Raw genomic sequence first — 21,903 nt, forward strand, 5'->3', positions numbered from 1 at the left:
TCTATTTACCTGGATTTCTCGAACAGCGCCTCGGCCCGCTTCTGGGACCTGCACAATGCGTCGCGCGGGGGGATGATCCCGCGCAGCATGTCGTGGAATTCCTCGCCGCAGATCTGGATGATGTCGCAGATCTCGGGCACCGGCGGGCGCGGCCAGAATTGCAGCTCGTCGCGCCAGGACATGGCGTCGACCGCCTCGAAGATCGGCGAGGCGCGGCGCACCTCGGGGTCGGCGGCGACGGAATAGCGCGGGTTGGTGCGGCTGCCGTTCTGGACGTAAAGCTTTTGCGCCTCGGGCGAGGTGAAGACCATCAGCGCCTCGACCGCGGCCCGCACCCTGTCGGACGGCAGGTTGGCGGGAATGCCCATCACATAGCCGCCCACCGGCGCCACCGCCGAGGCCCCGGGCCCGACGGGATGCGCCAGATAGCCGGTCTGGTCATGGGCGGGCGACGATTCGTCCAGCTCGAAATACGGCGCCAGCAGGGTGTAGCCATAGGCCATCGCCACCTTGCCCGCGGCATAGGGACGGACCCGTTCGTACCACGACATCGACAGGATATCGGGCGGCGAGTAATTCATCAGCTCCAGCAGGAATTCCGCCGCGCGCAGCCCCGCATCGGTGTCGATTGTCGGCCAGTAATCGCGGTCCGCCAGGTGATCGGTGTCGAACCCGCCCGCGATTTCCGGCAGGTTGAGCACGGGCTGGCCGAAATCGGCCATGGTCATCAGCACCGTATGCCCCAGCGCCGTGCCCCGGGCCGCGTTCCAGGCGATGCCGTAGCGCCCGCGCGCCGGATCGTGCAGCGCTTTTGCCGCGGTCAGGACCGCGTCGGTGGTGGCGGGCGGCTCCAGCCCCGCCTTGGCAAAGAGATCGCGGCGGTAGAAGAAAAGCTCGGGCGTGGTCTGTGCGGGCACGCCGTAGGGCCGCCCGCCCCAATGCGCGGCCTTCCAGCCGGCGGTGTGGAAATCGGCCGGATCGAGCCGGGCGACATCCATCGCCTCGTCCAGAGGCATGAGAATTTCCTGCTCGGCGAACCCGCCCACCCAGGGCAGGTCGAGCGCGATGATGTCGTAGCGGCTGACCGGGCGCTCGGCGTTGCGCATCGCCTCTTCGCGCAGCCGGTCGATGGAAAAGGCGCGCTGGTGGATTTCGTTGCCGATCACCTGCTCGAACTGGCGCTTGAGGTTGTCCATCACCATAAAGGTCGGATCGCCGTGTACCAGCACCCGGATCCCCCCCGGCGCCTTCAAAGGTTCCGCCAGCACCTTGAGCGGCGGGATCGACTGCGCCGCCAGGTAGGAGCCGCCGTAATAGTAATCCTCGGCGTCGCGCCCGCGTTCCTTGCCGCCGAAATGCGTCTCGGACAGGCGGCGGATGCGCCCCGAGAGCTTCATCCACTGCTCCAGCAGCGTCTCGCTGGGGTGCATGGAAAAGCTTTTGCCGGTCTTGGTGCGGGGGCGCTGTTCGATCAGACCGGCCTCTACCATCTCTTTGAGGCGCCGGTTGGCAGTGGCGTAGGGCACGCCGCTGACAGCGATCAGAGAGGTCGGCGTCACGGTCCGGGCGTCGAAATGCCCCTGCAGCAGATGCAGCGACATGCGCAGGTAGGGGTTGGGAGCGAAAAGATCGCTGGCATCCTCCAGTTCGGCGCCGAAATCCTCCAGAAAGGACAAAATCCGAAGCATTTCCGTCTTCGCCTGCGGCGAAACCGGAACCCGTTCGAATTCTGTCCCTAAGACATTCATGAGGTGTGTCTGCGCCCTGTCGTTGCGTTCTGGTCGCCGCCCTGCAAATTTGTTCACTTTTGACGAATCTGCCTCGGACATCGCGGTGTGCCTTTCATGAATGTTCAAAATGACATCCAGAACGTATCGCAATTCTGTCCACATTGATTATATTTTTATCCGATATGGACATTTTTGCTACATTTTGGCGGTTTGAGGCACGGCATGGTTCAGATCAGTCGTCCGACTCGACGGATGATGGGTCCGGTCCCGGGAGGGGACCTGGGGCCGGAAAAAATGACAACAGGTAAATTCCGGGAGGATACCTTAATGAAACTTCGCACAATCCTTGCTGCGAGCACGGCCGTGGTTCTTGCCGGTGCCGCGTCTGCAGAGACCATGAAGATCGGCATCACGCAGAACAACGTGGGCGTGGACAGCTATCAGACGACCTATGAAAAGGCGTTCATCGAAGCTGCCGACGCCAATCCGGATGTCGAGACCGTCGTGCTGGACGCCGGCGGCGACGTGGCGCGCCAGATCGCCCAGATGGAAGACCTGATTCAGCAGGAAGTCGACGCAATCATCATCTGGCCGACCAACGGCGAGGCCGTGATCCCCGCCGTGCGCAAGGCCAAGCAGGCCGGCATCCCGGTGATCGTGACCAACTCGAACATCGCCGAGGCGGGTTTTGACTTTGTGGCGTCCTTCTCGGGCCCCGACAACATCACCCAGGGCGCGCGTTCGGCCGAAATCATGTGCGACAAGTTCAAGGACATGGGCATCGAGAACGAAGCGCAGGTCGTGCACATCACCGGTCAGCCGGGCTATACCACCGCGATCGAGCGCGCCAAGGGCTTCGACGACCGTCTGCCCGAGGTCTGCCCGAACGTGACCGTGATCGAGACCCAGCCGGGCGACTGGAACCGCGAAAAGAGCCAGAAGGTCATGGAAGCCTTCCTGGTGAAATATGACGACATCGACGGCGTCTATGCCGGCGACGACAACATGGGCGTGGGCGCGCTGAACGCCGCCAAGGCCGCCGGCCGCGAAGGCATCATCTTCGTCGGCGCCACCAACTTTGCGGTGGGCTATGAGGCGATGGAGCGCGGCGAGTACTGGGGTTCGATCTACCAGTCGCCGGTCGATGACGCCCGCGCGGCGCTGCAGACCGCCATCGACGTGCTCGAGGGCAAGGACGTGCCGTTCCTGAACTACTTCGACACGCCGAAGATCACCCAGGACAACCAGGGCGACTTCACCAAGCCGGTCTTCTAAGATCCGCTTGCCCCCCGGGCGCGGTGCGCCGCGCCCGGGATACAATATAAAAATAGTACATTTCGGGAGGGGAACATGGGCCGCGTTTCAGGTCGTTCCTGCATTGTGACCGGCGCCGCGCAGGGGATCGGCCGCGCCATAGGCGAGGCGCTTCTGGATGAAGGCGCGGACGTCTGTTTTGCCGACATCAACGGCGGGAAAGTCGCCGAAGTGGCCGCCGCCAACGACGGCCGCGCCGCAGCGACGGGCGCAAAGGTGACCCATTCAGCCGTCGACGTGACCAAGCGCGACCAGGTGCGCGCGATGATCGCCCATGCGGTCGACGTGTTCGGCAAGCTGGACGTCAAGTTCAACAACGCCGGCGTCAACAAGCCGATGAATTTTCTCGACGTGACCGAGGAGAACTGGCGCTTCATCATGGATGTGAACGGGCTTGGCTGCCTGATCGGCATGCAGGAAGCGGCGCAGCAGTTCATCCGCCAGGGCACGTCCGGCAAGATCATCAACACCGCCTCGATCGCCAGCCGCCAGGGGTTCGACAACGTCGCCCCCTATTGCGCGTCGAAATGGGGCGTGGTGTCCTTGACGCAATCCGGCGCCCGCGACCTGGCGAAACACGATATCACCGTAACGGGCTTTGCGCCCGGCGTGGTGGCCACGGAAATGTGGGAACAGGTCGACAAGGACCTGATGGAGATCGGCGCGGCCGAGCGCCCCGGGCAGGCGATGGAGGAATTCTCGGCCGAGATACTCAAGGGCCGGGTCGCCAAGCCCGAGGACATCACCGGGACGACCACGTTCCTGGCGTCGAAGGACAGCGATTACATGACCGGCCAGATCGTGATGATCGACGGCGGGATGACGCTGGTCTGACCGGCGCAACAAGGACAACAGGGAGGACACAATGGCAGGGCTGACCAAGCAACAGATCGGCGGCTTTCTGGCGCGACAAGGCATTCTGGTCGCCTTCGTGCTATTCATGATCGGGTTTACGCTGGCGAACCAGCGGTTCGTCGATCCCGACAACATCATGGGCGTCGTTCGGTCGTCGGCCATTCTGGGCGTGATGGCGCTGGGGGTCACCTTTGTGGTGATCAGCGGCAATCTCGACCTGTCGGTCGGCTCGATGATGTCGTTCTCGACCATCGTCGTTCTGGATCTGCACGACAAGATCGGCCCGACGCTGGCGATCCCGGCGATGTTCGCCATGACGCTCTGCCTTGGGGCCTTCATCGGATTTCTGGTCGGCTATCTGAAGCTCAACTCGCTGATCGTCACGCTGGGGATGCTGTCGGCCATTCACGGGCTGACATTGACCTATTCGGGCGGCAAGAACATGGACATCGCCGACAAGGAGGGCACCTGGTTCAGCGTCTTCGGACAGGGGGACGCGCTGGGTATTCCGGTGCCGATCCTGATGTTCGTCCTGCTAGCGGCCTTTCTGGGGATGCTGCTGGCCAAGACACCCTTCGGGCGCAAGGTCTATGCGGTGGGCGGCAACGGCACGGCGGCGACCTTTTCGGGCATCCGCCGGGCGCGGGTGGTCTTTACCTGCTATATCCTGTCGTCCTTCTGCGTCGCCACCGCCGGCCTGATCCAGGCCAGCCGGTCGCTCGGATCGCAGAACACCGTCGGTCAGGGGCTTGAACTGGAGGTGCTGGCCGCGGTCATCCTGGGCGGCGCGTCCCTGCTGGGCGGGTCGGGCACGGTCTTCAAGACGGTGATCGGGGTGCTGATCCTCGGCTTCATCCAGAACGGCCTGCTGCTGGTCGGTCTGCAATTCTACGTCCAGTACGTGGTGACCTGGGTCATCATCATCCTTGCTGTCTGGCTCGATATCGCAGCCAAGCGCGGCAAGCTCTGGTCCCCGATCGCGTAAAGGAGGAGAGAACATGCAACCGGGAACGCTTTCCACCTTTCTCAAGCGCGGGGCCATCTGGGGCTTCATCGTGCTCGAGCTGATCTTCTTCAGCATCGCGGGCGAGTTCATGTCGCTGTCCGACAAGGCCTTCATGGATGTCGACAACATGCTGCTGCTGTTCAAGCAATCGGCCCCCATCGGCATCATCGCCATGGGCATGACCATCGTGATGATCAACGGCAATATCGACCTGAGTGTCGGGGCCATCTACGCGATCTGCGCGATCATCCTGCTGGACACCATGACCTGGCCGATCTTTGCGGGCCTCGGCGATTGGGTGATCCCGGTCGCGTGGATCCTGGCGCTTGCCGCGGGCGCGCTGCTGGGCGCGCTGAACGGGATCATCGTCTGGAAGACCGGGGTCGACGCCTTCATCGTGACGCTGGGCGCGATGCTGGGCTATCGCGGGCTGGTGTTCATGTATAACGGTGAACAACCCACCAGCCACCTGAACTGGACCCTGGTCGATTTCGCCGAGGCGCAGTTCCTGGGCCTGCATACGGCCACGTGGTTCCTGCTGCTGGTCACCGCCGCGATCTGGTTCCTGATGAACCGCACGGTGCATGGCCGCAACGCGTATGCCATCGGCAACAACCGCGAGGCGGCCGTCAACGCCGGTATACGCGTGGGCCCGCATTTCATGATCAACTTCATGATCATCGGCTTTCTGGCGGCGCTGTCGGCGGTGGTGTTCTATTCCGAAAGCGGATCGGTGAACCCCAACGACGGCGAGCTTTACGAACTGTGGGTGATCACCGCCGTCGTTCTGGGCGGCACCAAGCTGACCGGCGGGGCCGGGTCGATCGTGTCGACCTTCGGCGGCGTGCTGGCGATCCAGCTGCTGCGCAAGGGGCTGTCGCACATCGGGGCGGATACCGAGACGGTGAACCTCGTCATCGGTCTGATCCTGATCGCGGTGCTGTTCCTAGACCGGCAGCTGAACATCAAGGGCAAGGAGGAGCTGAGAGTATGACCGACCAAACACCGGCACTGCGCCTGGAAGGCATCGTCAAGACCTTCCCCGGCGTGCGCGCCCTCGACGGCGTGTCCTTTACCGTGATGCCCGGAGAGGTGCATGCGCTGATGGGCGAGAACGGCGCGGGCAAATCCACCCTGATGAAGGTCCTGGGCGGCATCTATCAGCCCGACGAGGGCCAGATCATCGTCGAGGAACAGCCCGTCGTCATGCGCTCGCCTTTGGAGGCCAAGGCCAAGGGCATCGTCTTTATCCACCAGGAGCTGAGCCTCGCCGACGAGCTGACGGTGGCCGAGAACATCTATCTGGGCGAGCTGCCGCGCAAACGCTTCGGGCTGGTCGATTGGGGCCAGCTGGAATCTCAGACCAACGAGATCCTGCGCAAGCTGAAGGTGGGCTTCGACGCCCGCACCCGGGTCGGCGATCTGTCGATCGCCAACCAGCAGATGGTCGAGATCGCCCGCGCGCTGACGGTCGATGCCAAGGCGGTGATCTTTGACGAGCCCACCGCGTCGCTGACCGACGCGGAAAAGGTCGTGCTTTTCGACGTGATCGCGGATCTGCAAAAGCAGGGCGTGGGGATCATCTATATCTCGCACCGGATGGAAGAGATCTTCAAGATCACCGACCGGATCAGCGTGCTGCGCGACGGGAACTACCGCGGCACCCTGAACACCGCCGACACCAACGAAGAGGACGTCACCCAGCTGATGATCGGGCGCAAGCTCGACCTCACACGCAACGCCAGCCATCACGAGCTTGGGGACGTGGCGCTGGAGGTGCGCGGGCTGAGCTGCGGCGACCTTTACAAGGACGTCAGTTTCGAGGTGCGCCGGGGCGAGGTGCTGGGGTTCTACGGCCTTGTGGGCGCGGGCCGCACCGAGATCGCGGAAACGCTTTTCGGTCTGCGCGAGCCGGCGGGCGGGACGATCCTGCTTGACGGTCAGGAGACGCGCATCAACTCGCCCGCCGACGCCATCACGAAGGGGATTTCGCTGGTCCCCGAGGACCGCAAGGGCCAGGGGCTGGTGCTGGGCATGAACTGCCGGGACAACATGACCCTGCCGCAGGTCGACGATCTCAAGGCCGGGCCCTTCGTGGCCGATGGCGCCGAGATCGCCATTTTCGACCAGTACCGCGACCGGCTGGACATCCGCACCCCGGGCTGGAAGCAGCAGGTGGGCAACTTGTCGGGCGGCAACCAGCAGAAGATCGTGATCGGCAAATGGCTGTCGATGCATCCCAACGTGCTGATCGTGGATGAACCGACGCGCGGGATCGACGTCGGCTCGAAATCCGAGATCCACAAGCTGATCCGCGATCTGGCGGCGCAGGGCTATGCGGTGATCGTGATCTCGTCGGAGATGCCCGAGGTGCTGCATGTGTCTGACCGGATCGTCGCGATGTACAGCGGGCGGATCATCCGGACCTTCACCGCCGAGGAAGTGACCGAGGACAAGCTGATCCAGGCGATTTCCGGCATCGGCGCGGACAACGGCGCACAGGTCGCCTGATGCACGTCGGCTTTGCCGGGCTGGGCCGGATGGGCGCGCCGATGGCGCGCAATCTGGCCCGGTCCGGCGCCGCGCTGACAATCTGGAACCGCTCGGGGGATAAGGCCCGGGCGCTGGCCGAAGAGATTGGCTGCACCGTGGCCGACACCCCCCGCGATCTGGCCGACAAGGCCGATGTGGTGATCACCATGCTGGCCGACGACGCGTCGTCGGACGCCGTGCATCTGGGGCCTGAGGGGCTCTTTGCCGGTGCGACGGCCCGGCGTTTCGTCGAAATGGGCACCATGAGCCCCGATCACATCGCAGCACTGGTGCGCAAAGCACCCGAAGGCGTGACGGTGATCGACGCGCCTGTTTCTGGCGCGACGCAGGCGGCTGAGGCCGCGCAACTGCTGATCATGGCGGGCTGCACCGAAGACGAGGCCGCGCCGCTGAAACCGTTGTTCGACGCGATGGGCAAGGAAACCATCTGTCTGGGCCAGCCCGGCGCGGGGGCGGTGATGAAGCTGGCGGTCAACAGCCTGATCCACGGCATCAACCAGACCCTGGCCGAGGCGATGACCCTGGCCGAGGCCGCCGGGATCGACGCGGAAGCCGCGTTCGACGTGATCGAAGCCTCCGCCGCCTGCGCACCGATGCTGAAATACCGCCGCCCGCTCTATCTGGACGAGGCCGCCCATGCGGTGACCTTCACCGTGGCGCTGGCGCGCAAGGACATGGAGGTGACGGCGGCGCTGGCGCGCGCCCTTGGAACGGACATGCCGCAGGGGCACGAGACGCTGGCGCAGCTGCGCGCCGCCGAAACCGCCGGTTTCGGGCAGAGGGACATGGCCGCGATGCTGGCCTATATGCGAGGAAAATCAGAATGAAAGCCGCACTTTTCGTCGGTGGATGGGAGGGTCATGCCCCCACCGATTTCGCCGATTGGTACAAGGCCCTGCTGGAAGAGAACGGCTTTGAGGTCGATGTCTACGACACGCTCGAGCCGCTGGAGCGGCCCGGCGATCTGGCCGATCTGGATCTCATCACGCCGATCTGGTCCTCGGCCCGGTCCGGCCACCGCGAAGAGTTCGGCAACATGACCAAGCCGCAGGAGGACGGGCTGTTGCAGCTGATCGGCAACGGCTGCGGGCTGGCGGGGTGGCATGGGCATATGGGCGACGCCTTTCGCGACCGTCCGACCTATCACTTCCTGATCGGCGGGCAGTTCGTCGCCCATCCGCCCGGCTGGCCCGACAACCTCCAGCCGCGCGAGGATTATATCGACTACGACGTCACCATCTGCCGCCCCGACGACCCCATCGTGCGCGGCATCCGCAGCTTCCGCCTGACGTCCGAGCAATATTACATGCTGGTCGATCCGTCGAACGAGGTGCTGGCGACCACGACCTTTTCCGGCGATCACCTCTGGTGGATCGAGGGCACGGTGATCCCGGTGGTCTGGAAACGCCGCTGGGACAAGGGCCGGGTGTTCTATTGCTCGATCGGGCACGAACTGGACGACCTGCGCCTACCGCAGGTGACCGAGATCATCCGGCGCGGCGCAATCTGGGCCGCCGAGGGCAAGACAGCGCTTTGACGCCCTGCCCCTTGGAACATTGTCAACGCTCCGGCGTTGGTCCGGAATTGCGCCTGCCCCGAAGGCAACGGGCGACAGGGCGGCCCGAATGCCGTATGGAGGAACCCGCCCGGCGCTGAATTCCAAGGCCCAGGATCCGCCAGAAGGCATCCGTGGCCGCGATTTGAAAAGGAGACATTGAATGTCCCGCGATACGAAACTGATCCTTTGCCCCGTCAACCTTCGGCACGCGAAATCGGATTACGGCGCTTATGAAGAGGCCATCGCGATGGCGAAACGCCGCGGTGCCAAGCTGCTGGTGGCCACCGTCGCGCCGGAGTTCGAGCGCAACCTGAACATCCGCGATTCCAAGGGCTTCTGGGGCGACGAGTTGAAGAAATTCCTTGCCGCCCATCCCGCGGAGGGCGTCGAGATGGAGGCGGTCGTGCGCACCGGCGCGGTGCACCGCCAGATCGTCAAGCTGGCGGACGAGCGCAATGTCGACGTGATCGTGATGGAATCGGCGAACCCCAAGGTGCAGGATTACCTGCTGGGCACGACCGCCAGCCACGTCGTCACGCATGCGAAATGCTCGGTCTACGTGGTGCGCAGCTAAGCGACCTCGCCGGTTTTCCGGGGCGTTTCCGCCCCGGCCCAGCCCAGCACGGACGACAGATCGCGCGCCATATCGGTCAGGATCTGGCCGATCCTGTCCCGCATCGCCGGGGTGAACACGCGGCTCGACCCGGTGGCGCCGATGGATATCGCAGCACCCGGCCCGGTTTCACCCAGAGGTGCTGCGACCGAACACATCCCCCGCTCGATCTCTTCGACGCATTCGGCATAGCCGCGCCGGCGGATCGCCGCGAATTCGGCTTCGAGATCGTCAGGGCTGGTGAGGGTGAATTCGGTATAGGCCTTTAGACGGCCCGTCAGATCGCCGGGCGCAAAGAGATCCGGCGCGAAGGCCGCGACCGCCTTTGAGCAGGAACAGGCGTGCAGCGGCCGCTTGCCCAGCCCCGGGTGCAGGTAGGACACGCCGGTTTCAGGCGTTTCCACATGGACGATCTCGACCGCGCGCCCGCGCAGGCGCGACAGAAAGAACGCCGCGCCATGTTCGGTCGCGGCGCGTTTCAACGCGGGCGCGATCGCCTCGAGCAGCGCGCGGTCGGACTGGTCCCCGCGCGCGATCCGCTTCAGCCGGGTTCCGACGGCGAAGCGGCCGCGCCCCAGCGGCGTCAGCAGCCCTGCCCCGGCCAGATCCTGCACCAGCCGGTAGACCGTCGGTTTCGGCAGCCCGGAATGCGCGCAGATCTCGGCCACGGAGGCCTGCTCTTTCTGGCCGACGATTTCCAGGATCAGGGTGAGGCGTTCAAGATGCATGACGAGTCGCCATATTCTCACTATACGATAACTAACTTTTCGATATACGATACACAAAGAGGAATCAATATTGGGAGGTCGGATGATGGATGGCGCATGTTGCGGACCGGGCTATGCAAGCCCGCAGGAGGCGATCAAGGCGCCTCGGGAAAAGCTGCTCTACACGATCGCCATCTACACCGGGACGGGCATTCAAAAGCCCGACTATCTGGCCACGGTCGACGCCGACCCCGACAGCCCGACCTATTCCCAGGTGATCCACCGGCTCGAGATGCCGGGGATCGGGGACGAACTGCACCACATGGGCTGGAACGCCTGTTCGTCCTGCCATGACGACAGCTCGATGGCGCGGAAATACCTGCTGGTGCCGGGTGTGCGGTCGAACAACATCCACGTGGTCGACACCGCCACCGACCCGCGCGCGCCGCGCCTGCACAAGGTGATCGACGGGGCCGAGATCAAATCCAAGACCGACCTGTCGGGGCCCCACACGGTGCATTGCCTGGGATCCGAGATCATCATCTCGTTCCTAGGCGACGCCAAGGGTGAGGCGCCGGGCGGCTATCTGCACCTTAACAAGGATTTCGAGATCATGGGCCGTTGGGAGGCCTCGATGGGCGACATCCCCTTTGGCTACGATTTCTGGTACCAGCCGCGCCACAACGTGATGATCAGCTCGGAATGGGCCGCGCCCAACACCTTCATGCCGGGCTTCGATCTGGAAGAGGTGGGGCATCTGAAATACGGCCGCCGCCTGCACATCTGGGATTTCGAGGCGCGCAAGCCGGTCGAGACGATGTATCTGGGCGAGGACGGGCTTATCCCGCTTGAGGTCAAGTTCCTGCACGACCCCGACAGCACGCATGGCTTCTGCGGCGCGGCGCTGTCCAGCAACGTGATCCATTTCTGGAAGTCCGAGGCGGGCAAGTGGGAATGGGAAAAGATCATCGACGTCGAGAACGAACCGCATCCCGAATGGCCGATCCCGGTGCCGGGGGTGATGTCGGCGATCCTTGTGTCTATGGACGACAAGTATCTTTACCTGAACAACTGGCTGCACGGCGACATGCGCCAGTATGACATCACCGATCCGCATAACCCCAAGCTGACCGGACAGGTCTGGATGGGCGGGCTGCTGGGCAAGGCCCCCGAGGTGAACGGCGTCAAGGTCGCGGGCGGGCCGCAAATGTTCCAGCTGTCGCTGGACGGCAAGCGGCTCTACGTCACCACCTCGCTCTTCTCGACGTGGGACAACCAGTTCTACCCCGGAATCCGCACGCAAGGCGGCGTGATGGTGATGATCGACTGCGACGTGGAAAACGGCGGCATGAAGATCAACGAGGAGTTCATCGTCGATTTCGGGCAGGAACCCAACGGCCCCTCGCGCTGCCATGAAACCCGCTATCCCGGCGGCGATTGCACCAGCGATATCTGGCTGTGAGCGGGACGCGGACCATCACGCTGGCCAATCGCGGCGGTGCGACCCTTACGGTCGACGCCCGGCGCCCCCTGCTCGACACCCTGCGCGAGCAGGGCGTCGATCTGCCCTATGGCTGCAAATACGGCGGCTGCATCACCTGCGCCGCCAAGCTGACCGATGGCAGTGTCGACCAGCGCCGGCAGGTCGCGCTTAACAACCGCCAGCTTTCGCATGGCTACGTGCTGCTCTGCGTCGCGCGTCCGCTGTCGGACTGCACGCTCGAGATCGGCGTCGAAAGTCACGACACGCTATACCGCAACCCCTTCCTCGATCCGCTGGAGCCGCACGAGCTCAAGGCGGATATCGCCACCCCAAAGGAGATCTGAATGCCCGACGCCGATATCGACCGCCGCTACGATTATCCGCAGGCCTACCTGTCGGACATCCTGCGCTCGGTGAAGACCATCGCGATGGTCGGGGCGAGCGCCGACAAGACCAAGTTCAGCTACGGCGTGCTGCGCGTGCTGCACGAGACCGGCTATGACATGATCCCGGTGAACCCCAACCCGGCGGTGACCGAGATCCGCGGCATCCCGGTTTACCGCTCGCTCAAGGACATCGACCGTCCCGTCGACATGGTCGAGGTGTTTCGCCCCAAGGAAGAGCTTTACGGCATCGCCGAGCAGGCCATCGAGATCGGCGCCAAGGTGCTTTGGGGCCAGATCGGCGTCTACGACGACCGCGCCGCCAAACTGGCCGAGGATGCGGGCCTCAAGGTCGTGATGGACCGCTGCCCCAAGATCGAGCTCTTCCGCCCGTTCTGGAAACCCCGCCTCGACCTGGCGATCTGACGCGGGCGGTACGCGCGGGGCCGGATTGGGGGCGATCAGGTCTTTCCCGACGAGATGACCTCGGGCCATCCGGAGGGGCGGGGAAGGTAAAGGCTCCCCTCTCAGGAATGGTTGCCGAACACCAAGCTTTCGCGAAGTCATCTTTCGGAATGCGATGACCGGGGCCGGGCGTCAAAAGCAGGTTTTCCTTGAACAGGATGCAGACCTACGCCTTTCCGTCCCGCTTTTCGATGGCCTTCACCGCGCCCTCGGGCAGAGAGGCGTAGACCTCAGCGACGTGCTTGGGCTCGGATATGGTTTTGTCCACAATGAGGTTCAGGAGCTTGAAGAGCGTCTCTGCCGTCGCCCGGTCATCCCGCAGGTCGATCTGCCCGGGGTGTACGGCGTGGTTCCAGATGACCCGGACGGCATCAAGCGCCTGCTGCACCCTCGGGTCGAGCCCGCCCTTCACCAGTTCGCCGATTGATGTTCTTTCCGGGCTGACCCAGTTCCTTGCAGAGCTTCTGGATAGCAAGGCGGATAAGCGCCGCCGCCCCTCTGGGCGACCGGTCAAGGATCGTGCTTGCCTCGTCATAGTCCCGCCGGATGTCGTCGGGCATATCCGGGTTCGCCGCCGGGGCTTCTCCGGTTTGGGGGTAGGTCAAGCGGTCATAGATCCACACCGAAACTTTGTCACAATTGTAGAAAGTCGAGAGATGTACATTGTGTAACGTGTGGTGGACCGCCGTGCGTTGTTTGCTGAACTTGAGGAAGGGTGCCCCCTTGGCCATCCTATTTGCCCACTCGGTGAGCTCTCGCTTCAAATCATCTTCCAGTTCTTTCAAATCAAATTCGTCCGCGCCGCCTTCGCCAACGATTGTAGGAAGCGGGTGCTTGACGCCCTTGTACCGCACGAAGATATCGCTCCAATGCTGTTTCGCCAGCGCCCCGCAGTGAGGGCAGTTGAACGCGGTTTCTTTGGCAGACGGCGCGACATACTTCATGGGCAACTCACTGATGCTGGAAACCGCTCAGCAATATCACCGGACAAAGGGAGATGGAACGAAGGGCGCACTGCATCTTGCAGGCATCGGCTCTCGACCCGCAGAGAAACAGTACGCTCACCGAGCGTTCAATCAAATCAAAGCGAGAATGGCGATCCCGGCAAACGCCGTTTTGCTTTCCAGAGTATTCCTAAAAACATCCATAAGCTTCTCCTTTCATCTAAAAACCCAATTCACATGTCGAACCGCATCGGTCTGGAATAGATGGTGTTCCGGTTCCGGGGTTGCTCGGCGAACTGGATGCCGTCGCCAGTGGTCGCTCGGACCAATGGCGCAACCACTGGCAACTCGGTCAAGATCGTATGGATGCGGTAGGGCACAGCATCGAGCAGGAGTTCGAGGAAATCCCATGCCGTCTTGCGATCTGCCTTCTCGACCATCTGAGCCACTGCGAATTTGCTGGTCCGGTCAATGGCGACAAAGAGATAGAGTTTGCCTTCGGCCGTGCGAAGTCCGGCGATGTCGATGTGGAATAACCCGATCGGGTAACGCTTGAACCGCTGCCGCTTCGGCTTGTCCCTTGCCCGGCAACACATGCTTGCATGTGTGAGAGGGGCCGTCCACGTCGGGCAAACGAGAGATGCCGTGCCGCTGGAGACATCGATGCAGCGAAGAGCGGGTGAGATGCGGGATCGTCGGCTGAAGGGCGTAAAGGCAATCGTCCAGTGGCAACAGGGTATGACGCCGGAATGCGACGGCGACGGCCTCTTCCTCCTCGCTGAGAACGGTGGAGCTTGGCTTCTTTGGCCCGGTCCTCAAATCCTCCACCGTCTGCCGCTTGCGCCATTTGGCGATGGTTTGACGTTGATGCCAAGCTCCCGGCTCAGTTCCGCGTTCGAAGCTTGCGATCGCAGTATTGCTGCTCGGATGGCGTGCGTGGTCGTGGCGCAGCCGTGGCGTATCTGTCCCATAAGGCGTCCTTCGATTCCGACGAATGGATCGCACCATCAAACCCTGGGATCAAACACCTAAGGTTCCACCCCCACCGCACGTGGCTCGGATCATTTAGACCCTTGAGCAAGACCAAGAATACTATGAGCAAACGGTCAAATCCGGCATGAGAAACATCGAGGTTCGCGGCTCCAAGTACCGGGTGCCTATCACCTTTGAAGATAACCGGTTCCGAGCCTCCTTCACATCTATTGAAGACGCGCGCTGGCGGCGCGACCGAATACAGGTACTTTTCTGGACCATTGCTCAGGCAGAAGCCTCAGACGAGGACCCAGATTAATTTTGCATATCAGAGCATTACAGAAACGCGCTTGGGGTAGATCGGGCCACTCCGGTGTTACCCTTCCTAACCCTGAAAATCTGCCCAAAGCGTCAAGCGTTTGGGCGGGGTCTCTTCTGGTCTCAAAACCAGTGCCGAACCGCTGCAAGCAGCCGCAGCTTGCTCGGATTTTGGGTGCGATGCCGACGGTAATTCCTTTGACGTGGTTCGTTCCGATGGGCCGTGACAGAAAAACGAGCGCCGCGAAGAGCACTTCACGAAGATGGTTCGCAACATGATGGAAACTGACGCTTGGAGAGCGCTCTCACCGCTCGCTCAGGCCCTCTACCCATTGCTGAAACTGGAGTGGAAAGGTCCTCAAAACAACAACAACGGTCGGATCCGGCTCAGTGTCCGTCAGGCTGCGGATGGCATGGGAGTGACCCGCAACACAGCCGGAAAAGCCTTCCACGGGCTTCAGGCGAAGGGATTTATGCAGTCAACACCCCAGCCCAACTGGGCTTGCGCGGCGTTGCGTCCTCTCCAAAGTATGAGCTGGCAGAGCTTCCCATGCCGAGCAGTCCATCCAACCAAGGACGGCGCCAGTACAAGAATTGGAAGCAGGGTGGAGACCTCCCTGTGGCCAAAGCTGCGGCGCACAATCCAAAAGGCCACAATTCCAAAGCAAAACCCTGTCATCAAGAGCGTGACAAGACCGTCATCAATATTGCGACGCGCAAGAATCCACCGGCACAAAAATCATGAAAGGCCGTCTCAAAACTTGTGCCGTCAGAGCCTGTTTTTCGCCAGGTCCCGTCATGATTATCGAGACATCCTGAACTTACCATTCTTATACGGCATGCAGGGTGTTCAGACCTCATGAAAGTCGAACATTGGCTCAACGGGGTGCCTGCAGCATAGGAACCCGCCTCGTCACCGTAGCCATTGCGAACGAGACTGCCCGCACCGCGTGGTTCAATAACCATGGAAGCCCCTTTGGGAACTGTTTCCCAGCTTTCCATCCGAGCAGAATAGTCGGATCTTTCGGTCCGCGCCTGACGAATGTCTTCACCGGCCCAAGAATTTCGCTGAAATCGAGCCCATGACTTGGCCGCCAAAAGTCATCGCGATATCCACGCCTTCACGGTGAAGCGATGCCGGGTCAAGCTTGATCGGGATCGGCCCGATGCCCTGTCGCCGAGGCGGAGGCATACAAATTTGGCGGCGGTAATGAACTGGCTGCCTTGTTCGACGCTCGCATGCAACCTGCTACTTCGCCAAGCCGTTTTTCGCGTGCGACCGGATCCATTCGATCCCTTCCGCCGGGTCGTCGGTCAATAGCACGATGTCCAGCCGTTCTTCGTCGACCAGGCGGCTTTCACTCATCCGGCCGCGGATCAGTTTCTCGAAGGGACCGTAAAACTCCTTGTCCATCACGACGATCGGGAAACGCTCGATTTTGCCGGTCTGGATGAGCGTTGCGACCTCGAACGCCTCGTCGAGGGTCCCGTAGCCGCCGGGAAGGATGACGAAGCCGCAGGAATACTTGATCAGCATCAGCTTGCGGATGAAGAAATGTTCGAACTCGACGAAATCGTCGAGATAGGGGTTCGGCTCCTGCTCGGTCGGAAGCCGGATGTTGCATCCGACACTGTAGCCGCCCGCCTCCTTCGCACCGCGGTTTGCGGCTTCCATGAGGCCGGGCCCACCCCCCGTCATGACGGCGAAACCTGCTTCCGCCAACGCGGCGCCGACGGCGCGCGCGGTCTCGTAGGCCGGTTCGCCTTCGCAGATGCGGGCGGAGCCGAACAAGGTTACGCAGGGATCGGGCACGTTCAGAAGCTCGAAGCCGCGCAGCAGTTCGAGAAAGATCCCGACCGCCGCCTCGACGTCTTCGGCCCGCGTGCGCCGTCCACGAAGCAGCGCGGTCTCGGCCCCCAGAATGAGGTCGAGCAGACCCCTGTTGTCCTGCACGATCCGATCGGTCATCTGCCGTTTCCCCCTCGCTGTCGGTCTTTGGTACTTTCCATAGAAACCCGCGACGGCCCGCCGTTCATTGTCGTAGATCAATTTTTTGCGCACACGCTTCTCTATGCTGAAAGCGCCGCCCGCCCTTCGATCGAGGGATTGAGGCTCGAGGCATGGCTCAGGGGAACCGGATGGATGGAAACATGAATGGTCCGAGCGACTGACATCGGGACTATCGCCGCTCAGGACGTGGTCGTGGTTCTGGTTGGCCTGACCGCGGGCTGGCGAAAGCGCCGCTCCGCACGGCAATATTTCCGCGCGGCCTTCGGGGACCAGGCTTTCGTGCCGTGGATCCCCTACCCGCTGGGGCTGCGGGCGAGCGCGGCCTGGGTGTCCTTCCTGTTGCGGCGGCGTTTCGCTCCGGACGGCGCGGGGCGGCTGCATTTCGTGTTCTATATCGGCGGCGGCGTCATATTCAGGTTGCTTCATGCGCAGGGCGCACGGTGGCCCATCGGGCGAACGGTCTGGGACCGGGGTCCCTTGCAGGAACAGCTGGCGCGCCGGCTCTGCGCCCGGGTGCCGGCGTTCCTGCTGACGCTTCTGGGATTTCGGTCGGTCGTGGACCTGTCGCGCACCGACCCGGCCAGCCTGTCCTTCCCGTCTTCGCCGCTTGGCGCCGGGCTGATCGTGGAGACCAAGAGTTCGGCGCTCGCCCGGTGGCTGGGTATCGAAGAGGCGACGCTCGATCTCTCCCCCGAGGCCTTGGAGCGGCTTCTGCCGGACGCGGATGCGATCGTCACGGTGCCGCTCTCGCATGACGATGTCTACGATGACGCCCATTTCCTCGATCAGGCGTCGACCTTTCTCAAAACCCGTGCGTTTGCCGGTCCAGGACAAGAGGTGGCCAGGTGAATACAGGTTTCCCCGCATCTCTGCCGGATTTTGTCCGGCATTGCGCGAAGCTCTACGGCGAGGCCCCCTGCCTGACCTCACGCGAACGGCTCCGCACCCGGACCTTGACCTATCGCGACCTGGAGCAGGCGTCCGCAGCGATGGCCGCCGCGCTTGTGGGCGAGCATGGGTTACTTAAGGGGCAATGCGTGCTGCTGATCGCGCCGTCTGGCATCCGCACGGTCGCTGCGCTCTTTGGCCTCTTCCGCGCGGGTGTCGTCGCCGTGCCGCTGGACCTGAACGCAACCGACGAGTTTCTGGAGGCGGTATGCCGAAAAACCCAGGCAGTCGCCGTAATCGCGCCGCGGTCGGCGCGGGTTGCCACCCGCTTGCCCGTGATCGCCATCGAGGATCTTCCCCTTGCCGCGAACGACGCCCCGCAGATGCCCGAGCCGGGGCACGACGACATCGCCGAAATCGTCTTTACCTCGGGCACGACTGGCGATCCCAAGGGCGTGGTGCTGACCCATGGCAATATTCTGAGCGACGTGCGGGGCGTGTCGGGTGTCGTGCCGCCGGGCGAGGCGATGCGGCTGGTCTCGATCCTGCCGCTGTCGCATATGTACGAACAGACCGTCGGGCTGTTCCTTCCGATGCTGATGGGGGGCACCGTCCATTACACGCCCTCGCTGAAACCCTCGGCGATCCTTGCCGAGACCCGCCGCTTTCGCGTGACCGGGATGGTGGTGGTGCCCGGATTTCTGGAATTGCTGCGTGGTGCGGCCGACGACCGGGCCCGGTCCGGCGGCATGGGAGGGCTCTGGGCACTGCAGCACCAGATCGCGCCGCACTTGCCGATGGCGCTGCGCCGGCTGCTCTTCCTGCCGATGCACCGGGCGTTCGGCGGGCGGTTGCGCTACTTTCTCTGCGGCGGGGCGGGTCTGCCGGCCGAGTTGATGAAAGCCTGGGAACGCACGGGCATTCGCGTCATCGAGGGCTACGGCGCCACCGAATGCGCGCCGGTGATCCTGACCAACGGCTTCGATGATCGCGTCCCGGGCAGCGCCGGACGCCCGCTCGAGGGCACGGAGGTTCGGCTGTCGGACGAGGGCGAGCTTCAGGTGCGCGGGCCCAATGTCTTCGGCGGGTACTGGAACGATCCCGAGCGCACCAATGCGGCCTTCACGCCGGATGGCTGGTACCGGACCGACGACATCGCAGAGGAGATGCCGGGGCACCGTTTCCGGATCGTCGGGCGCTTGTCCGAGCGCATCGTTCTGCCAAGCGGCATGAACGTGTTTCCCGTCGATGTAGAGCGCGAACTGGCCTGCCAGCCCGAAGTCCGCGAATGCGCGGTTCTCGGCGTCCCGGACAAGAAAGGCGAGCGGCTGCACGCGGTGATCCGGCTGGAAGACGGAAACGCCGAGGCGGACGCGGCCCGCGCGCTCGACCGGGCCAATGCGGCGCTGGCCAGCCATCAGCGTATCACCGGGTTTTCGCTGTGGCAGGGCGATTTTCCGAAGACCGCGCTGGGCAAGATCAAGCGGCGCGCGTTGCGGCCGGGGGAGGACGAGGACACGGACGGGGCGTCCGGAGCGGACCCCGCCGCGCCCACCGACAAGATCGCCCGGATCCTGCAAAGGGTCACCCGGTCAGGTGGAGCGTTCTCTCCCGAAATGCGGCTCGATACCGACCTCGGCATCGACTCCCTGGGCCGCGTCGAACTGGCCGCCGAGATCGAGCGGCAAACCGGGCTGGAAATGCCCGAGGACGCGATTGCCGGGCTTGCGACGGTGGCCGACCTGGCCCTGCTTCTGAGCCATCCGGTCCCCACCGCCCAGTCCGTGAACCTGGCAAACTGGCCGCGCACCGCTGCGGCGTGCGTTGCGCGGGCGCTGCTGCAGCCATTGCTTCTGTTCTTGCCGCATCATGTTTTCGCCCGCCCCTTCACGGTGACCGGACAGGAGGCGTTTGCGTCCGCGAAGGGGCCGATTTTGTTCGTGGCCAACCATGCCAGCCACGCGGATACGGTGTCGATCCTGCGCGCGCTGCCTGCGGGCCTGCGCCGCAAGACCGCCGTGGCCGCGGCGGCGGATTATTTCTTTGCAAGGCGCATCGCCGCCCTCTTCGCCGCTGCCGTCCTGGGGGCGTTCCCGTTTTCCAGAGAAGGGCGCGTGCGGGAGAGCCTGGGGCATTGCGGGTTGCTGGCCGATGAGGGCTGGTCGATCCTGATCTACCCCGAGGGTACGCGCTCGCCCGACGGCCGCCTGCTGCCGTTCAAGGCGGGCATCGGCCTGCTGGCCAGGGGACTCGATCTGCCGGTCGTCCCGATCGCCGTCACCGGCGGTGCCCGGTTGCTCCGCAAGGGGGCGACCTGGCCACGCCGTGCGCCGGTCTCGGTGCGGTTCGGCGCGCCGGTCGTCACCCCGCCGAAGATGCCGCCGGAAGAGGCACGGGCCCTTCTGGAGGCCCGGGTGGCCGAGCTTCTGGACATGGAAGAGACGTTGAGGAACGGAGGGCCGAACAATGGCTGACGATATCGGGCGGCGCCCCATTCCGGCGCGGCAGATGCGGATCACCCAGGCGGCGGCGCGCCTCATGGCCGCGCGGGGTCTGACCCCGAACATGATTTCGGGCTTCGGTCTGGCGGCCGGCGTCGGCGCGGGGACCGCGCTTGCGCTGACGCAGGTCTTTCCGGAAGCAGCGCGGGCGCTGTGGCTGGCGGCCGCCGTCATGGTCTTGCTGCGCGGGCTGTCCAACATGTTCGATGGCATGGTTGCGGTGGAGCAGGACAAGGGCACGGCGACCGGCGCGCTTTGGAACGAGGTCCCGGACCGCGTTTCGGACGTCGCGCTGCTGGTCGGGGCGGGCTATGGGCTGGGGGGCAGCCCGCTGGCCGGCTGGCTCGCCGCCTGCCTCGCGCTCTTGGTGGCCTACGTCAGGGCGATTGGCGTTCTGGCCGGAGCGCCGGCGGATTATCGCGGGGTCTTCGCGAAACAACAGCGCATGTTCACGGTGGCCGGTCTGGCGGTCCTCCTGGCGGTCGCGCCCGAAAGCTGGCGGTTCACCTGGGGCCCCGGCGGGGCCTGGGGGCCTATGGCGGCCTGGTTGTGGATTATGGTGCCCGGGACGGCCCATACCGCGCTTGTACGGTTGCGGCGGGCGAGCGCCTTTCTAAATCAGGCGGACCACCAGTAGCGGATGAAATGGAAATAGACCGGCGCGGCGAAGACCAGCGAATCGACGCGGTCGAGTATCCCGCCGTGTCCGGGGATCAACACACCCCAGTCCTTGACGCCCCGGTCCCGTTTTATGGCCGACAGGACGAACCCGCCGAAGAACCCCATCGTCGCTGCCAGGAACGAGATCAGCAACGCCTCGAACCGGGTGAACGGCGTCAGCCAGGCGAAAAACGCGCCGACCGCGCATGCCGAGGCGACACCGCCGACGAGTCCCTCGACCGTCTTTGACGGCGACACCGATGGGGCGAGTTTGTGGCGGCCCACCGCCTTTCCCCAGAGGTATTGCAGCACGTCACTGGACTGGACGACCAGCACCAGGAAAGCCAGCAGCAGGATATTGCGGCCTTCGAAGCCGGGGATGTCGAGCAGCAGCAGCGCCGGCACGTGCGACAAGCTGAAGACGGCCAGCATGAGCCCCCAATGGATTTCCGACACATTGTGAAGAAAGCCTTCGGTTTTGCCCTGAAGCACGGCGAGGATCGGTATCAGCAGGAAGCCGTAGACAGGTATGAACACCACGAAGAGCCCGTACCATTCCACCCAGATCAACCAGTACTGGATGGGAATGACGACGGCGAACGCGGCGAGCGATGTCGGGGTCCGGATTATCTCTGCGGGTCTTTGGCGGAGGAACTCGTAAAGCGCCAGAGCGGACAGCCCGGCATAGAGCGCCAGCGTCAGGGCGCGCCCTGCGAGGATCGCCAGCGTCAGGATCGCGACCATGACCCACCAGGCGTAGGTGCGGTGCTGGAAATTCTCGATGCCATCGGTGCGCCCGTAGCGCCAGCGCATCGCGGCCCCGCCAAGCGTCGCAAGCGTCAGAACGCCTATCAGGAAGGCAAAAAGCCTGATGATTGCTTCGTCGGTCATGACCCCTCCGCTGCGTTCGGCCTATTCCGGGTTTGGCACCGATGGTAAACG

General features: G+C 63.6%; 21 protein-coding genes and 1 pseudogene. 15 read left to right on the forward strand and 7 right to left on the reverse strand.

Going from position 1 to position 21,903, the window contains the following annotated elements; translation table 11 throughout:
* Positions 1-5 precede the first annotated feature (5 nt).
* Positions 6-1,688 (reverse strand): ABC transporter substrate-binding protein, encoded by a 1,683-nt coding sequence (locus RXV88_RS09050; RefSeq protein WP_316292142.1) that lies wholly within the window; start codon positions 1,686-1,688, stop codon positions 6-8.
* A gap of 369 nt (positions 1,689-2,057) precedes the next feature.
* Here RXV88_RS09050 and RXV88_RS09055 point away from each other — a divergent pair, with 369 nt between their 5' ends.
* The 8 genes from RXV88_RS09055 to RXV88_RS09090 all read left to right on the forward strand — a co-directional run bounded on the left by RXV88_RS09055 (position 2,058) and on the right by RXV88_RS09090 (position 9,590).
* Complete coding sequence (locus RXV88_RS09055; protein WP_316292144.1) at positions 2,058-3,005, forward strand: sugar ABC transporter substrate-binding protein; 948 nt, start codon at positions 2,058-2,060, stop codon at positions 3,003-3,005.
* A gap of 75 nt (positions 3,006-3,080) precedes the next feature.
* Entirely contained in the window at positions 3,081-3,878 is a 798-nt protein-coding gene (locus tag RXV88_RS09060; RefSeq protein ID WP_316292146.1) for an SDR family oxidoreductase, read from the forward strand.
* Between the two features lie 31 nt (positions 3,879-3,909).
* Positions 3,910-4,884 carry an ABC transporter permease gene (locus tag RXV88_RS09065; protein WP_316292148.1) on the forward strand — a complete coding sequence of 325 codons (975 nt, stop codon included), beginning with the start codon at positions 3,910-3,912 and terminating at the stop codon, positions 4,882-4,884.
* A gap of 13 nt (positions 4,885-4,897) precedes the next feature.
* Positions 4,898-5,899, forward strand: a complete 1,002-nt coding sequence (locus RXV88_RS09070; RefSeq protein WP_316292150.1) for an ABC transporter permease — start codon at positions 4,898-4,900, stop codon at positions 5,897-5,899.
* Positions 5,896-7,416 carry a sugar ABC transporter ATP-binding protein gene (locus RXV88_RS09075; RefSeq protein WP_316292151.1) on the forward strand — a complete coding sequence of 507 codons (1,521 nt, stop codon included), beginning with the start codon at positions 5,896-5,898 and terminating at the stop codon, positions 7,414-7,416. The genes RXV88_RS09070 and RXV88_RS09075 overlap by 4 nt, the downstream gene beginning before the upstream one ends.
* Positions 7,416-8,285 carry an NAD(P)-dependent oxidoreductase gene (locus tag RXV88_RS09080; protein WP_316292152.1) on the forward strand — a complete coding sequence of 290 codons (870 nt, stop codon included), beginning with the start codon at positions 7,416-7,418 and terminating at the stop codon, positions 8,283-8,285. Before RXV88_RS09075 ends, RXV88_RS09080 begins: the two co-directional genes overlap by 1 nt.
* A complete protein-coding gene (locus RXV88_RS09085) occupies positions 8,282-8,995 on the forward strand; it encodes a ThuA domain-containing protein (RefSeq protein WP_316292154.1) in 714 nt (237 codons plus the stop codon). Before RXV88_RS09080 ends, RXV88_RS09085 begins: the two co-directional genes overlap by 4 nt.
* Positions 8,996-9,176: 181 nt before the next feature.
* Positions 9,177-9,590, forward strand: a complete 414-nt coding sequence (locus RXV88_RS09090; RefSeq protein ID WP_316292156.1) for a universal stress protein — start codon at positions 9,177-9,179, stop codon at positions 9,588-9,590.
* Here RXV88_RS09090 and RXV88_RS09095 read toward each other — a convergent pair.
* Entirely contained in the window at positions 9,587-10,357 is a 771-nt protein-coding gene (locus tag RXV88_RS09095) for an IclR family transcriptional regulator (RefSeq protein ID WP_316292157.1), read from the reverse strand. The two genes, RXV88_RS09090 and RXV88_RS09095, sit on opposite strands and share 4 nt — an antisense overlap.
* 82 nt (positions 10,358-10,439) lie before the next feature.
* On the opposite strand from RXV88_RS09095, the gene RXV88_RS09100 reads away from it, so the two are divergent.
* Genes RXV88_RS09100 through RXV88_RS09110 form a run of 3 tightly spaced genes read left to right on the forward strand, consistent with a single transcriptional unit; the run spans position 10,440 to position 12,628 of the window.
* Positions 10,440-11,798 (forward strand): selenium-binding family protein, encoded by a 1,359-nt coding sequence (locus RXV88_RS09100; protein WP_316292158.1) that lies wholly within the window; start codon positions 10,440-10,442, stop codon positions 11,796-11,798.
* Positions 11,795-12,163 (forward strand): 2Fe-2S iron-sulfur cluster-binding protein, encoded by a 369-nt coding sequence (locus RXV88_RS09105; RefSeq protein ID WP_316292159.1) that lies wholly within the window; start codon positions 11,795-11,797, stop codon positions 12,161-12,163. Before RXV88_RS09100 ends, RXV88_RS09105 begins: the two co-directional genes overlap by 4 nt.
* Complete coding sequence (locus RXV88_RS09110) at positions 12,164-12,628, forward strand: CoA-binding protein (protein WP_316292161.1); 465 nt, start codon at positions 12,164-12,166, stop codon at positions 12,626-12,628.
* A 205-nt stretch (positions 12,629-12,833) separates the two neighbouring features.
* On the opposite strand, the gene RXV88_RS09115 is transcribed toward RXV88_RS09110, so the two are convergent.
* The 3 genes and pseudogenes from RXV88_RS09115 to RXV88_RS09125 form a co-directional block, all read right to left on the reverse strand.
* Entirely contained in the window at positions 12,834-13,055 is a 222-nt protein-coding gene (locus RXV88_RS09115; protein WP_316292162.1) for a hypothetical protein, read from the reverse strand.
* Positions 13,039-13,611, reverse strand: a complete 573-nt coding sequence (locus RXV88_RS09120) for a hypothetical protein (protein ID WP_316292163.1) — start codon at positions 13,609-13,611, stop codon at positions 13,039-13,041. Before RXV88_RS09120 ends, RXV88_RS09115 begins: the two co-directional genes overlap by 17 nt.
* Positions 13,612-13,958: 347 nt before the next feature.
* Positions 13,959-14,582, reverse strand: a pseudogene (locus RXV88_RS09125) (IS481 family transposase); the annotation flags it as partial.
* A 938-nt stretch (positions 14,583-15,520) separates the two neighbouring features.
* Here RXV88_RS09125 and RXV88_RS09130 point away from each other — a divergent pair.
* Positions 15,521-15,646, forward strand: a complete 126-nt coding sequence (locus RXV88_RS09130) for a hypothetical protein (RefSeq protein ID WP_316292165.1) — start codon at positions 15,521-15,523, stop codon at positions 15,644-15,646.
* A gap of 504 nt (positions 15,647-16,150) precedes the next feature.
* Here RXV88_RS09130 and RXV88_RS09135 read toward each other — a convergent pair.
* On the reverse strand, positions 16,151-16,870 hold the full coding sequence (locus RXV88_RS09135; protein ID WP_316292168.1) for a TIGR00730 family Rossman fold protein: 720 nt from the start codon (positions 16,868-16,870) through the stop codon (positions 16,151-16,153).
* A gap of 186 nt (positions 16,871-17,056) precedes the next feature.
* On the opposite strand from RXV88_RS09135, the gene RXV88_RS09140 reads away from it, so the two are divergent.
* The 3 genes from RXV88_RS09140 to RXV88_RS09150 are packed head-to-tail and all read left to right on the forward strand — an operon-like array spanning position 17,057 to position 20,938.
* Entirely contained in the window at positions 17,057-17,761 is a 705-nt protein-coding gene (locus tag RXV88_RS09140; RefSeq protein ID WP_316292169.1) for a hypothetical protein, read from the forward strand.
* Positions 17,758-20,274, forward strand: coding sequence for an AMP-binding protein (locus tag RXV88_RS09145; protein ID WP_316292171.1), 2,517 nt, complete (start codon positions 17,758-17,760; stop codon positions 20,272-20,274). The genes RXV88_RS09140 and RXV88_RS09145 overlap by 4 nt, the downstream gene beginning before the upstream one ends.
* Complete coding sequence (locus tag RXV88_RS09150; protein ID WP_316292173.1) at positions 20,267-20,938, forward strand: CDP-alcohol phosphatidyltransferase family protein; 672 nt, start codon at positions 20,267-20,269, stop codon at positions 20,936-20,938. The genes RXV88_RS09145 and RXV88_RS09150 overlap by 8 nt, the downstream gene beginning before the upstream one ends.
* Here the strand turns inward: RXV88_RS09150 and RXV88_RS09155 are convergent.
* A complete protein-coding gene (locus RXV88_RS09155) occupies positions 20,920-21,852 on the reverse strand; it encodes a phosphatidate cytidylyltransferase (RefSeq protein ID WP_316292175.1) in 933 nt (310 codons plus the stop codon). The genes RXV88_RS09150 and RXV88_RS09155 overlap by 19 nt on opposite strands.
* Positions 21,853-21,903: the final 51 nt, after the last annotated feature.

The organism is Aestuariicoccus sp. MJ-SS9 (assembly GCF_032586235.1).
Taxonomy (GTDB): Bacteria; Pseudomonadota; Alphaproteobacteria; order Rhodobacterales; family Rhodobacteraceae; genus Aestuariicoccus.

Coding starts and splice junctions, on each gene's coding strand:
- RXV88_RS09050 (WP_316292142.1), bottom strand. CDS start 1,688: ATGCTTCGGATTTTGTCCTTTCTGGAGGATTTCGGCGCCGAACTGGAG.
- RXV88_RS09140 (WP_316292169.1), top strand. CDS start 17,057: ATGGTCCGAGCGACTGACATCGGGACTATCGCCGCTCAGGACGTGGTC.
- RXV88_RS09065 (WP_316292148.1), top strand. CDS start 3,910: ATGGCAGGGCTGACCAAGCAACAGATCGGCGGCTTTCTGGCGCGACAA.
- RXV88_RS09100 (WP_316292158.1), top strand. CDS start 10,440: ATGATGGATGGCGCATGTTGCGGACCGGGCTATGCAAGCCCGCAGGAG.
- RXV88_RS09090 (WP_316292156.1), top strand. CDS start 9,177: ATGTCCCGCGATACGAAACTGATCCTTTGCCCCGTCAACCTTCGGCAC.
- RXV88_RS09070 (WP_316292150.1), top strand. CDS start 4,898: ATGCAACCGGGAACGCTTTCCACCTTTCTCAAGCGCGGGGCCATCTGG.
- RXV88_RS09155 (WP_316292175.1), bottom strand. CDS start 21,852: ATGACCGACGAAGCAATCATCAGGCTTTTTGCCTTCCTGATAGGCGTT.
- RXV88_RS09060 (WP_316292146.1), top strand. CDS start 3,081: ATGGGCCGCGTTTCAGGTCGTTCCTGCATTGTGACCGGCGCCGCGCAG.
- RXV88_RS09080 (WP_316292152.1), top strand. CDS start 7,416: ATGCACGTCGGCTTTGCCGGGCTGGGCCGGATGGGCGCGCCGATGGCG.
- RXV88_RS09085 (WP_316292154.1), top strand. CDS start 8,282: ATGAAAGCCGCACTTTTCGTCGGTGGATGGGAGGGTCATGCCCCCACC.
- RXV88_RS09075 (WP_316292151.1), top strand. CDS start 5,896: ATGACCGACCAAACACCGGCACTGCGCCTGGAAGGCATCGTCAAGACC.
- RXV88_RS09055 (WP_316292144.1), top strand. CDS start 2,058: ATGAAACTTCGCACAATCCTTGCTGCGAGCACGGCCGTGGTTCTTGCC.
- RXV88_RS09135 (WP_316292168.1), bottom strand. CDS start 16,870: ATGACCGATCGGATCGTGCAGGACAACAGGGGTCTGCTCGACCTCATT.
- RXV88_RS09120 (WP_316292163.1), bottom strand. CDS start 13,611: ATGAAGTATGTCGCGCCGTCTGCCAAAGAAACCGCGTTCAACTGCCCT.
- RXV88_RS09150 (WP_316292173.1), top strand. CDS start 20,267: ATGGCTGACGATATCGGGCGGCGCCCCATTCCGGCGCGGCAGATGCGG.
- RXV88_RS09095 (WP_316292157.1), bottom strand. CDS start 10,357: ATGCATCTTGAACGCCTCACCCTGATCCTGGAAATCGTCGGCCAGAAA.
- RXV88_RS09110 (WP_316292161.1), top strand. CDS start 12,164: ATGCCCGACGCCGATATCGACCGCCGCTACGATTATCCGCAGGCCTAC.